The sequence below is a fragment of the Enterobacter sp. Cy-643 genome, from assembly GCF_011752815.1.
Classification (GTDB): domain Bacteria; phylum Pseudomonadota; class Gammaproteobacteria; order Enterobacterales; family Enterobacteriaceae; genus Cedecea.
The window spans coordinates 688908-700925 of record NZ_VWWV01000002.1 but is presented as its reverse complement, the minus strand read 5'-3'; the positions used below and the strand labels follow the sequence as shown (position 1 = coordinate 700925).

The following is a 12018-nucleotide window of genomic DNA, read 5'->3' as shown; positions in this document are numbered from 1 at the left end:
TGCCATGAAACAACACACCCTGAGCCTCTGGCTTGGTGGAGTGCTGTTGGCTACGTCTGTCTCCGCCGCACGGGCGGCGGAGTTCAGCCTGCAACAGACTCTACTGGCCGCCGAGCACTATTCTGCAGCGCTGTCCGCCAACCGTAATCAGAGCGATGCGCTGAACGCCATGGCTGACTCTGCCCGGCAATTGCCCGATCCAAAGCTGAAGTTTGGCATCGAAAACGTGCCGGTGCAGGGCAGCAATAACCATCGCTTTAGCCGCGACGGCATGACCATGCAGCGCATCGGCATCATGCAGGACTACGTCAGTGAAGAGAAACGCGACCGTAAAGCGGACACCATTCTGGCGCAGTCGGCCAGCAGTCAGGCGAAAGCCGAGGTGATTCGCGCCAGCCTTCAGCGCGATACCGCACAGGCGTGGCTGGATCTTGCCTTGTCTGAGCGAGTGCTGACGGCTGCCCGTAAGCTGGTGAATGAAACCGAGCGGCAGATTGGCGTCCAGAAAGCTACCGTTGCCAGCGGCAGTTCGCCTGCTTCCGGCGTGGTGGATATCCGTATGACGCTGCTTACCATGCAGGACAAAGTCACGCTTGCCGAGCGTGACGTCACCCTGGCCCAAACTCGGCTGTTGCAACTGACGGGCAAAACGGTGGAGAGCGTGAGCGGTGCGCTGCCACGCTATCAGCGATTACCCGCCGACCCTGCCGTGCTCGAAGAGGGCGTAATGCAGCATCCGGAGGTGGTTGAAGCCGCCCGTGAAGCCGATGTGGCTCGGGCGAAATCCGCTCAGTCTGCCGTGGCCGCTAAACCAGATGTTGGCATAGAAGTGTATTACGGCCGCCGTGCTGAGGGTTATGACGATATGGCGGGCGTGATGTTTACCGTCGATTTGCCTCTGTTTAAAGCTCAGCGGCAGGATAAAGATTACTCCGCCGACGTTTCCCGTGCGATGGAAGCGAACGATCAACTGGCGCTGGCGCGTCGGGAGCGTATCGCGCTGGTTCACTCGCTGGTGGCGAATTACCAGGCTGCGCAAAGCGTCTGGCAGCGGCAGCAGGAGCAGGCTTTACCGCTTCAGCGCCAGCGCCTGTCTCTGCTGGAGTCGCAGTATCGCGCCGGGCAGTCCTCTCTGGCCGAACTGCTGGCGGCTCGCCGGGATCTTCTCGACGCCGAACTGACCGCCAGCAGCGCGGAAAAAGCCGTGGCCACCAACTGGGCGGCGATCCGCTACCTTACGCCTCAGGATGTTAACTAATGAAAAAATCACTCTCTTTTTCCCTGCTGGCGGTGGCGGTTGTTGCCGCGCTGGCCGCGGGGTATTACGCCGGGAAGCAGCAAAACGCTCACCCGCATGCTGAAGCTCAGCCCCGGCAGGAAAGCGGCCGCAAAGTGCTTTATTGGTACGATCCTATGGTACCAGGGCAGCGGTTTGAAAAGCCGGGAAAATCACCGTTTATGGATATGGCGCTGGTCCCGCGCTATGCCGATGAAGTGGCCAACGATGGCGGCGTGACCGTCAGCAACCGCCAGCAGCAAAACCTGGGCATTAAGACGGCCAGCGTTGAGCGCAAGGCACTGAGCGTGCCGTTCTCCGCATTTGCCACAGTAACGCTGGACGAACGCAGCGTACAAATCATTCCGGCCAGCGCTAACGGCATTGTGGAAACGCTGTACGTCAAAGCCCCGCAGCAGTACGTGAAGGCCGGAGAACCGCTGGCACAGCTTTGGTTCCCGGAATGGACCGCTGCGCAACAGGAGTTTCTGGCGGTGCGCAAACTGGGTGATAGCGCTTTAACCGCCGCGGCGAGAGAGCGGCTGCAGCTGCAGTTTATGCCTGCAGAAGTCATTCGCCAGGTGGCGCGCAGCGGCAAGCCGCAAACCCGCGTTACCGTTCGCGCAAGGCTTGCCGGGTATGTAAATAAACTGGAGGCTCGGGAAGGGCAACAGGTGACCGCGAATGCCCCGCTGTTCGAAGTGGCGAGCCTTAGTTCCGTATGGATTGTGGTGGATTACCCCCAGTCGCAGGCTCAGGCATTGCAGCCGGGAAGCGAGATTGCTGCGACAGCAGATAGCTGGCCTGGGGAGGTATTCCACGGGCGGGTAAGTGAACTGCTGCCGAACCTTGAAACCACTACCCGTACGCTGAAGGCGCGCATTGTGCTGGATAATCCGCAGATGAAGCTCAAGCCCGGCATGTACCTCAGCGTGCATCTGGTAAATCAGCAGCCGCGCGCTGCCGTTCTTGCCGTGCCTGAGGAGTCACTGATTCAAACCGGGAGCCAAAGCAGGGTGCTGGTTGCCGAAGACGGCGGCCATTTCCGTCCGGTGAACGTGGTGCCCGGCATCAGCGATAAAGGCTGGGTGGAAATTCGTTCCGGGCTGAATGAGGGGCAGAAAGTGGTCACTTCCGGCCAGTTCCTTATCGACTCAGAGGCGAGCCTGCGCAGCGCTCTGCCGGAACCGGAAGAGCAGCCTAAAGCGCCACCAGCAGCAAAAACCTACGACGGCGAAGGCGAGGTCAAAGCGGTCAGTGCGGAGGCTATCACTATTGCTCATCATCCAATCCCCGCCCTGAACTGGGGCGCGATGGTGATGCCCTTTGCGCTGACATCGCCGACCAGCCTGAAACCGGGTGATGCAGTCATGTTCAGCTTTACAATGGACGATGAAAAAGGGGCCGTTATCACTCACCTGATGCCGATGGCGGAGGCGCACAAATGATTGCCGCCGTTATTCGCTGGTCGCTTAAAAATCGTCTGCTGGTGGTGCTGGCCGCCATCATTATGGCGGCTTGGGGGCTTTGGTCGCTGCAGAGAGCGCCGCTGGATGCGCTGCCGGATCTCTCCGACGTGCAGGTAATTGTGCGGGTTAGTTATCCGGGAAAGGCACCACAAATCGTGGAGGACCAGGTCACTTATCCGCTGACAACCACCATGCTGTCCGTCCCGGGAGCCAAAACGGTACGCGGCTTCTCCATGTTTGGCGATGCCTATGTCTACATTTTGTTCGACGATGGGACGGATCCTTACTGGGCGCGTTCCAGGGTACTTGAATACCTGAGTCAGGTGCAGTCTCAGTTACCGCCGGAGGCTAAAGCCTCGCTGGGGCCAGATGCCACTGGGGTTGGCTGGGTATATGAATATGCGCTGGTGGACAGAACCGGGAAACACAGTCTTGCGGATCTGCGAGCCCTTCAGGACTGGACGCTGAAGTTTGAGTTGAAAACCGTGCCTAACGTCTCCGAAGTGGCAAGCGTCGGCGGCATGGTGCGTCAGTACCAGATTGTGCTCGATCCTGAGCGCATGAAGGCGCTGAATATTACCCATGAGCAGATCATCAACGCGGTGAAAAGCGCCAACCAGGAAGGCGGCGGCTCGGTGATCGAGATGGGAGAAGCCGAGTATATGCTGCGGACCTCCGGCTATCTCAAAAATCTGGATGACTTCAGGCAGGTTGTTGTCACCAGCCGCGACGGCGTGCCGGTGCTGCTTTCCGATGTTGCCTCCGTGAGGCTTGGGCCGGAAATTCGTCGTGGCGTGGCGGAGTTTAACGGTGAAGGCGAAGTTGCCGGCGGTATTATCGTGATGCGCTACGGCAAAAACGCCCTTGAAACGATTAACGCGGTCAAAGCAAAGCTGGCCCAGCTGCAAAAGAGTTTGCCCGCAGGCGTTGAAATTGTGCCGGTGTACGATCGTTCACATCTGATTGAAAACGCGATTGAAACGCTCTCCCACAAGCTGCTGGAAGAGTTTATCGTGGTCGCCATTATTTGTTCGCTGTTCCTGTTCCACTTCCGCTCCGCGCTAGTGGCAATTATTACTTTGCCGCTGGGGATTTTAGGGGCGTTTATCGTCATGCATTACCAGGGCGTGAACGCCAATATCATGTCGCTGGGCGGAATAGCCATTGCCATTGGCGCGATGGTCGACGCGGCGATAGTGATGATTGAAAACATGCATAAAGTGCTTGAGCAGTGGCGGCACGATCGTCCGGGAGAGCCGCCGCGCAGCGAGGATTACTGGCAAATCTCCCGACAGGCGGCGGTAGAAGTGGGGCCGGCGTTATTTTGTAGTCTGCTGATTATTACCCTGTCGTTTATCCCGGTTTTCTCTCTTGAAGCGCAGGAGGGAAGGATGTTTTCGCCGCTGGCGTTCACCAAGACTTATTCAATGGCGGTGGCTGCGGGGCTGGGGATTACGCTGGTGCCGGTGCTGATGGGCTGGTTTATTCGCGGCAAGATCCCTGATGAAAAGGCCAACCCGATTAACCGCTGGTTAATTGCAGCCTATGAACCCGTTCTGGAAAAGGTGCTCGACAGGCCAAAAACAACGCTTGCGGTAGCCGGCGTATTGCTGGTCGCTACGCTTTGGCCGCTGAGCAAGCTGGGCAGCGAGTTTATGCCGCCGCTGGATGAGGGGGATTTGCTGTATATGCCTTCCACGCTGCCAGGTATTTCGGCGCGTGAGGCAGGACGATTGCTGCAGCAGACCGATCGCCTGATCAAAACTGTACCAGAAGTTGAAACCGTTTTTGGCAAAGCGGGACGCGCCGAAACGGCCACCGACCCTGCGCCGTTAACAATGATCGAAACCACCATTCGCTTTAAGCCACGCGACCAGTGGCGGCCGGGAATGACGATGGACAAGTTGGTGAATGAACTGGATAGCGTGGTGAAGGTGCCGGGCATTGCCAACGTGTGGGTGCCGCCTATTCGTAACCGACTGGACATGCTGGCCACCGGGATTAAAAGTCCGGTAGGGATAAAAGTGAACGGTAATAATATTGCCGCTATTGAGTCGGTCGCCGGGCAGATTGAACATGTGGTCAGGCAGGTGCCCGGCGTGACCTCCGCGCTGGCTGAGCGGCTGAGCGGCGGGCGCTATGTGGATATTGACATCGACCGGCGTAAAGCGGCGCGCTATGGCGTTTCGGTTAAAGAGCTGCAGTCGATGGTTGCCACGGTTATCGGGGGGGAAAATATTGGTGAAACCATTGAGGGACGTGAGCGCTTTCCTATCAATGTGCGCTACCCGCGTGAACTGCGCGATAACCTGCAAAAACTACGCGATTTACCGGTTATCACCTCCAACGGCAGTCAGGTGGCGCTTTCTGAGCTGGCAAATATTGCGATTACAGAAGGGCCGCCGATGCTGAAAAGTGAAAATGCGCGCCTTTCAAACTGGGTCTATGTCGATCTGCGTGGCCGTGATTTGAAGTCCGCCGTGGAGGATATGCAGCGTGCGGTGGCCGAGCAGGTGAAATTGCCTGAAGGCGTTTCTCTTTCATGGTCAGGGCAGTTTGAATACCTGGAACGTGCGACGGAAAAGTTAAAAATTGTATTGCCTTTTACCTTGTTAATCATATTTGTACTGTTATATGTCACCTTCTCGCGAGTGAAGGATGCGCTATTAATTATGGGGACTTTACCGTTCTCGCTAATTGGCGGCGTGTGGCTGCTTTACCTGTTGGGATATAACCTGTCGGTGGCTGGCGCCGTGGGCTTTATTGCCCTGGCGGGGGTTGCCGCTGAATTTGGCGTGATCATGGTGCTTTATTTAAACCAGGCGCTAGCTAAGCATCAGAAAACTGACACTGTGCAGGATGGCGGTATGCTGCGGCGTGCTATTCACGAAGGTGCCGTGCTGCGCGTCAGGCCGAAGGTGATGACGGTGGCTACCATTATGGCGGGGTTGCTGCCGATCATGTGGGGCAACGGGACCGGATCGGAGGTGATGCGGCGTATTGCCGCCCCGATGATTGGGGGGATGGTAACGGCACCATTGCTGTCGATGCTGGTTATCCCTGCGGTATATATGCTGATTAAAAAAAGGAAATAAGTCTTGTTCGCCGGAGCGTATATAGTTATGCGCTCCGGCTTGCAATTTTATTCAATATTGTCTGACATCTATTTGGGAATTTAGCGTATTGACAGCTAGCGGTGGACAAATTTCTTTACGAGTCATGTGCTGATTTAGCATTCATTGAGATATAATTCAGTAAGGTACTTGTCGAATTTTTATATGGTAATAAAGACGTGACTTACGCGAATAAACTGTTCTCAATTTTGATTTTTGTTTGCACGCTTGGGTTGAGCGCTTCTGCTGCTGCGGAAGGCGGCTTTTTCAGCAATGCATGGGAAACCTTCTCCGACCAGGTGTCCAAAACCTGGCACGAGCCAGAACATTACGATCTTTACGTGCCGGCGATTACCTGGCACGCCCGCTTTGCCTATGACAAAGAAAAAACGGATCGCTACAACGAGCGGCCGTGGGGCGCAGGTTTTGGCCAGTCCCGCTGGGATGAAAATGGCAACTGGAACGGCATCTATTTGATGGCGTTCAAGGACTCCTTTAATAAGTGGGAGCCTATCGGCGGCTATGGCTGGGAGAAAACCTGGCGCCCGCTGAGCGATGATAATTTCCATTTAGGGCTGGGGTACACCGTCGGGGTTACTGCTCGCGATAACTGGAAATACATCCCTATCCCGGTTGTGCTGCCGCTGGCGTCTATTGGCTACGGCCCGGCAACCTTCCAGATGACCTACATTCCGGGCACCTATAATAACGGTAACGTCTACTTCGCGTGGATGCGTTTCCAGTTCTGATTTTACAGGCCTGAAGCCGGTGAAAACTGAGGGTTTTTATACCCCTTAAAAAACAAGGTGTAATGCGCAAGCTAGTAAAAAGTTAGCGACTTTTATCACTTTTTAGCAATTCTGGACTGGACAAAAGCCACCACAATTGTTGTACTGATGCCCGACACAGCATTTGTGTCGTTTTTTCATGTAAAGGTAATTTTGATGTCTAAGATTAAAGGTAACGTTAAGTGGTTTAATGAATCCAAAGGCTTCGGCTTCATTACTCCGGAAGATGGCAGCAAAGACGTGTTCGTACACTTCTCTGCAATCCAGAGCAATGGTTTCAAAACCCTGGCTGAAGGCCAGCGCGTTGAGTTTGAAATCACTAACGGTGCCAAAGGCCCTTCTGCTGCAAACGTAATGCCTATCTAAGTCATTACCAGTAGAATATAAAAACCCGCCAAGGCGGGTTTTTTTTTGCCTGTGATATTCAGGCAAACAGATAGATTTTTAAAAACATCCCCACGATAACGACGCTTATCAGCACGCTCGCCCAGCCGGTTATTTGCTCTTTCATTGCCCGTTCCCCCAAAGATATGGCTGGGATAGTGGCAGAGAAAAATTAAGCTAACATTAACGCTTCAGGGCTTATTGGGTCACGAAGAGAGAAACCAGCCAAAATGCGAGCGCGGTCATGATAAACGAGCCGGCCAGGTTGAGCAGGACGTTCATGCCAGCCCACATTAATCGTCCATCCTGCAGCAGCAAAACCACTTCCGCAGAAAATGTCGAAAAGGTGGTCAGGCCGCCGCAGAAACCGGTGGTTATCAGCAGCTTCCACATTGGATCGACGCTGCTAAAGCGGCTGAACAGCGCCAGACCAAGACCGATGATAAACGCCCCGGTCAGGTTAGCGATTAGCGTTCCGATGGGGATCCCCATATGCAGGGGATTGAACTTCATACTGAGAAACCAGCGTGCTACGCTGCCCATCCCGCCGCCGATAAAGACGGCGAATAGCATCTGAATCACGATTAATCCTTATTAAACATCAGTAATGGGAAAAGTGTAGCGTTCAGGCCGGGAGATTTATACCCGATGTGCTGTAATTAATCCTTTGAACGGCGAGGCGAATATGAAGGTGGCGGTCGGGCAGTTTGTGGTGGGGCCAGTCTGGCAGGAAAATGCGGCGAGCTGCGTCAGTCTGATGGCGCAAGCGGCGGCCAAAGAGGCCGATTTATTAGTCTTACCCGAAGCGGTGTTAGCCCGGAGTGATACCGATCCGGATATGTCAGTTAAGTCCGCGCAGAAGCTGGATGACGGCTATGTGCAACAGCTGCGGGCTGAAAGCCGGAAGAATGAGATGACAACGGTGCTGACGCTGCATGTCCCTACCCGCGACGGGCGGGCGGCAAACACTCTGTTGGCGATTCGCGGCGGCGAGATTGTGGCGAGTTACCAGAAGGTTCATCTGTATGACGCTTTCAGCGTGCAGGAGTCTAAGCTGGTGGATGCCGGAGCAAGCCTGGCTCCTTTGATCAACGTTGCCGGCATGAACGTGGGGCTGATGACCTGCTACGACCTTCGTTTTCCTGACATGGCGTTGAGCCTGGCGCTTGGTGGGGCAGAGGTTTTGGTTCTGCCAGCGGCGTGGCTAAAAGGTCCGCATAAAGAGGCTCACTGGGCCACGCTCCTCGCCGCTCGCGCGCTGGACTCAACCTGCTACATGGTTGCTTCCGGGGAGTGCGGCAATAAAAATATTGGCCAGAGCCGAATCATTGACCCGCTGGGCGTGACCGTTGCGGCAGCAGCAGAATCAGCCGCGCTGATTTTTGCCGAAATTACGGCAGAGCGAGTGATTGAAGTCCGGCAAATGCTGCCGGTGCTGCGTAACCGGCGGTTTGCGTTGCCGCAAATGTTATGATGTTTTTTTAATCAAATCTTGATTCACCTTGTTACAGATTGCTATTGTGTCGCGCGGACAAATGTCCGTTAATGCAATCAGGTCTTTTATTCGCCGTTGCCACGGCACGCATCACAAAAGAAGGTAGGTATGGGAGAGATTAGTATCACTAAGCTGCTGGTTGTCGGCGCGCTGATCGTATTGCTGTTTGGTACCAAGAAGCTGCGCACGCTGGGCGGCGATCTCGGTTCTGCCATCAAAGGCTTTAAGAAAGCGATGGCTGAAGACGACAGTGGCAAAAAGCCCGATACCGAAGCTGAAGCCTCTGCAGAACAACGTATCGTTCATAAAGACTGAACGACGGCTGCAAAATAAAAAACCGGCTCAAGATGGCCGGTTTTTTTATGAATGTCAGTTTATAAGTAACAATATGTAACTGCTGTTACTTCACTTCCATCCCTTTTGCCTGCAGGTCGGCATGGTAAGAGGAGCGAACAAACGGGCCACAGGCGGCGTGGGTGAAGCCCATTGCCAGCGCTTCGGCTTTCATCTCTTCAAACTCATCCGGACTCACGTAACGCTGTACCGGCAAGTGGTGACGGCTTGGCTGGAGATACTGGCCCAGCGTCAGCATGGTCACGCCGTGACGACGCAGGTCGCGCATCACTTCGATGATCTCTTCGTTAGTTTCACCCAGGCCCACCATCAGGCCGGACTTGGTTGGAATATCCGGATGGGCTTCTTTGAAGCGCTCAAGCAGCTTCAGAGACCAGTTGTAGTCTGCGCCTGGGCGAACGTTGCGGTAGACGCGCGGTACGTTTTCCAGGTTGTGGTTGAACACGTCCGGCGGCGTTGCGGTCAGAATATCCAGCGCACGATCCATACGTCCACGGAAGTCGGGCACCAGCGTCTCGATTTTGATGGTCGGGTTCTTTTCGCGAATAGCACGGATGCAGTCCGCAAAGTGCTGGGCACCGCCGTCGCGAAGATCGTCCCGGTCAACGGAGGTAATCACAACATAACGCAGACCCATATCGGCAATGGTCTGTGCCAGTTTTTCAGGCTCGTTAGCATCTGGCGCAACAGGGCGGCCGTGTGCGACGTCGCAGAATGGGCAGCGGCGGGTACAAATGGCGCCCAGAATCATGAAGGTCGCGGTGCCGTGGTTAAAACATTCAGCGAGGTTAGGGCAGGAGGCTTCTTCGCAAACGGAGTGCAGACCATTTTTGCGCATCGCCGCTTTAATGCCCTGGATACGGGTTGAGTCAGACGGAAGTTTGATTTTCATCCATTCTGGTTTTCTCAACAGCTCCTGGCGCTCTGTCGCCACGTTTTTAACCGGGATCAGAGCCATTTTATCGGCGTCGCGGTATTTAACGCCGCGTTCCATCACAATGGGTTTGCTCATAGGGTGCGTGTTCCAGTTGCGGATAATGAAGTCAGGCTAATTCAAGCTAAGTTAGGATCTATCAACTATTTTTGAATTAATGGCCGGAAGTATATCATCACGGCCAGGGAGAATCAGTATACCCCAACATGAAATGGAGAAAGAATTGTAAATGGGTTGTTGTTTTGTGCTAAATGCGAGGTTAACGGGCATGGTGTTCACCTCTGAAACGCCCGGCAAGAGGTGAAAACCACTGAGGATCAAGCGAACTCGGCGTGAATAGCTTTGATTATCTCCTGCAAAACCGTATCCCGGATGCTTAGCTTGTTAAAATGCATGCTGGTTTCCATCGTTTTATCAGCAAACAAATCACAGTCAACGGCTCGCAGGTTCCACGTCTCTTTGAACATTTCATACAGTCGCCAGGGCATGAAGCCCAGCAAATCGCTGCTGCCAAGCAGGGAGGACAGCGTGACATAGTTGTAGCTGCTGAATGCTATCTGTCGGTTGGGCAGCCTTTCGCTGATCTCCTGGCGCAGGTCGCGGAGTAAATCCTCCTGCATGATCAGGAAGGTGTGTTCCATATTTTGCATATCTTCGCGAGTGAGCGGCTGTTCAAGACAGGGATGACCTTCCCGGCAGACCACGGCGATACTTTCCTGATACAGCGGCACGCTGGTGATGGTGCGCGCGTAGTGGCGACTGGTGTCAATAATCAGGTCGGTTTGAAACTGGCTGAGCTGGGATTCGCCGTCGTTAATGGGCACATTGCGAATAAGCAGATTTGGATTGACCTTGCGGATCGCCGAATAGACTTTAGGGATAACTAAAGCCCCAATAGAGGGCTGAGTGGCAATGGTGATGGTGCGCTGCTGGTCATTGCTGTTGTTGAAATCAAGCGCGCCGAGAATGGATTCCAGACCCTGGCTGATATATTCGTGCAGGTGTGCCGCATACGCCGTCGGCGTAACGCCCTGGCCTTTGCGAATGAATAAGGGATCGGGGAAAATATAGCGCAACTTTTGGATAGACTGGCTGATAGCCGAGGGCGTGAGATTAAGCACTCTGGCCGCATTGACGATGCCTTTATGAATGTAAACAGCTTCAAAAATAGTCAGCAAGTTTAAATCTATGTTGCGTAACGTCTTGAATACGGGATAGTTGTTTTCACCATCGCGCTCCACGTTTTTTTTCTCAGACAGTGGGTTTTGCCCCATGTCAGGTCTCCGCTAAAAAATAAAGAATATTATATTTATAGATACAAATAGAGGGTTTGGGGGAATTAGTATACTTATTTTGCTAACCCAAGCACGAATGAGAAAAATTAAGCTATAGAAGCCCATTGTGGGCTGTCATATTATTTAAATAATGACGTTACTAAATTATCCAATTAGTGATTATAACTGATGGGCGAAAAAGTGATAAAAAAGGTGATATCAGGCCCGCAGGAGGCAGGCCTGACGTTTACTTCTCTTTGCAATATTCATACGGCGGGTGGTTTAGCAGGGCGATAAAGTTTTCTACCAGCCGGGGTTGGATATCCGCCACGCTGATGCCTTCAACAAACTGGCTGACCTGTGTCATCTCCAGCCCGGCATAGCCGCAGGGGTTAATGCGCAGGAAGGGGGACAAATCCATGTTGATGTTCAGTGCCAGACCGTGGAAAGAACATCCTCTACGAATGCGAAGCCCCAGAGAGCAGATTTTGCGTCCGTCGACATACACACCCGGCGCGTCGGCGCGGGGATATGCCTCAATATCATATTCTGCCAGCGTGTTAACCACGGTCTGTTCCAGCATGGTGACCAGTTCCCGCACGCCCAGCTTGCGTCGTTTTAAATTCAGCAGCAAATACATAACCTGCTGGCCCGGGCCATGAAAGGTCACCTGGCCGCCGCGATCGCTTTGCACAACGGGAATATCGCCCGGCATCAGAACGTGCTCGGCTTTACCGGCCTGACCCTGGGTAAAGACCTGAGGGTGTTCAACCAGCCAGATTTCGTCGGCCGTCGTCTCATCGCGGGTGTCGGTAAAGTCATGCATTGCCTGCGAGACGGGTTCATAAGGCTGCAGGCCAAGGGTGCGAATCAGGATAGTGTCTTGAGACAAAACAGCGTCTCCGGGAGAAAAGGGTGGCGGGAAGTATAT

General features: G+C 54.0%; 11 protein-coding genes. 7 read left to right on the top strand and 4 right to left on the bottom strand.

Translation table 11 applies throughout. The features are described from left to right. The first annotated feature begins 4 nt into the window (after positions 1–4). The 5 genes from F3J29_RS11635 (at position 5) to cspE (ending at position 7012) form a co-directional block, all read left to right on the top strand. Complete coding sequence (locus tag F3J29_RS11635; protein ID WP_166866219.1) at positions 5–1258, top strand: TolC family protein; 1254 nt, start codon at positions 5–7, stop codon at positions 1256–1258. Beyond that, a complete protein-coding gene (locus F3J29_RS11630) occupies positions 1258–2724 on the top strand; it encodes an efflux RND transporter periplasmic adaptor subunit (protein ID WP_166866217.1) in 1467 nt (488 codons plus the stop codon). The genes F3J29_RS11635 and F3J29_RS11630 overlap by 1 nt, the downstream gene beginning before the upstream one ends. Beyond that, entirely contained in the window at positions 2721–5840 is a 3120-nt protein-coding gene (locus F3J29_RS11625) for an efflux RND transporter permease subunit (RefSeq protein WP_166866216.1), read from the top strand. Before F3J29_RS11630 ends, F3J29_RS11625 begins: the two co-directional genes overlap by 4 nt. A gap of 197 nt (positions 5841–6037) precedes the next feature. Next, entirely contained in the window at positions 6038–6607 is a 570-nt protein-coding gene (pagP, locus tag F3J29_RS11620; protein WP_166866214.1) for a lipid IV(A) palmitoyltransferase PagP, read from the top strand. A gap of 195 nt (positions 6608–6802) precedes the next feature. Continuing rightward, positions 6803–7012, top strand: a complete 210-nt coding sequence (gene cspE, locus F3J29_RS11615; RefSeq protein WP_004100146.1) for a transcription antiterminator/RNA stability regulator CspE — start codon at positions 6803–6805, stop codon at positions 7010–7012. A 216-nt stretch (positions 7013–7228) separates the two neighbouring features. Here cspE and crcB read toward each other — a convergent pair whose 3' ends face one another. Further along, positions 7229–7612, bottom strand: a complete 384-nt coding sequence (gene crcB, locus F3J29_RS11610) for a fluoride efflux transporter CrcB (RefSeq protein ID WP_166866212.1) — start codon at positions 7610–7612, stop codon at positions 7229–7231. A 103-nt stretch (positions 7613–7715) separates the two neighbouring features. On the opposite strand from crcB, the gene F3J29_RS11605 reads away from it, so the two are divergent. Together F3J29_RS11605 and tatE are read left to right on the top strand one after the other, a co-directional pair. Further along, positions 7716–8504, top strand: coding sequence for a deaminated glutathione amidase (locus F3J29_RS11605; RefSeq protein WP_166866210.1), 789 nt, complete (start codon positions 7716–7718; stop codon positions 8502–8504). 129 nt (positions 8505–8633) lie between these two features. After that, positions 8634–8840 (top strand): twin-arginine translocase subunit TatE, encoded by a 207-nt coding sequence (gene tatE / locus F3J29_RS11600; protein WP_045781682.1) that lies wholly within the window; start codon positions 8634–8636, stop codon positions 8838–8840. 85 nt (positions 8841–8925) lie between these two features. Here tatE and lipA read toward each other — a convergent pair whose 3' ends face one another. From lipA to lipB, 3 genes are all read right to left on the bottom strand, one after another. Further along, the gene (gene lipA / locus F3J29_RS11595; protein ID WP_039301069.1) at positions 8926–9891 is read right to left on the bottom strand and encodes a lipoyl synthase; all 966 of its coding nucleotides are present in this window, start codon (positions 9889–9891) and stop codon (positions 8926–8928) included. 239 nt (positions 9892–10130) lie between these two features. After that, entirely contained in the window at positions 10131–11087 is a 957-nt protein-coding gene (locus tag F3J29_RS11590; protein ID WP_166866208.1) for a YbeF family transcriptional regulator, read from the bottom strand. 247 nt (positions 11088–11334) lie between these two features. Next, positions 11335–11979, bottom strand: a complete 645-nt coding sequence (gene lipB / locus F3J29_RS11585; RefSeq protein ID WP_166866206.1) for a lipoyl(octanoyl) transferase LipB — start codon at positions 11977–11979, stop codon at positions 11335–11337. Positions 11980–12018: the final 39 nt, after the last annotated feature.

What these genes read in the sequence shown, in the direction of transcription:
- F3J29_RS11635 (WP_166866219.1), top strand. Translation starts at nt 5, where the DNA reads ATGAAACAACACACCCTGAGCCTCTGGCTTGGTGGAGTGCTGTTGGCT.
- F3J29_RS11630 (WP_166866217.1), top strand. Translation starts at nt 1,258, where the DNA reads ATGAAAAAATCACTCTCTTTTTCCCTGCTGGCGGTGGCGGTTGTTGCC.
- F3J29_RS11625 (WP_166866216.1), top strand. Translation starts at nt 2,721, where the DNA reads ATGATTGCCGCCGTTATTCGCTGGTCGCTTAAAAATCGTCTGCTGGTG.
- cspE (WP_004100146.1), top strand. Translation starts at nt 6,803, where the DNA reads ATGTCTAAGATTAAAGGTAACGTTAAGTGGTTTAATGAATCCAAAGGC.
- F3J29_RS11605 (WP_166866210.1), top strand. Translation starts at nt 7,716, where the DNA reads ATGAAGGTGGCGGTCGGGCAGTTTGTGGTGGGGCCAGTCTGGCAGGAA.
- tatE (WP_045781682.1), top strand. Translation starts at nt 8,634, where the DNA reads ATGGGAGAGATTAGTATCACTAAGCTGCTGGTTGTCGGCGCGCTGATC.
- lipA (WP_039301069.1), bottom strand. Translation starts at nt 9,891, where the DNA reads ATGAGCAAACCCATTGTGATGGAACGCGGCGTTAAATACCGCGACGCC.
- F3J29_RS11590 (WP_166866208.1), bottom strand. Translation starts at nt 11,087, where the DNA reads ATGGGGCAAAACCCACTGTCTGAGAAAAAAAACGTGGAGCGCGATGGT.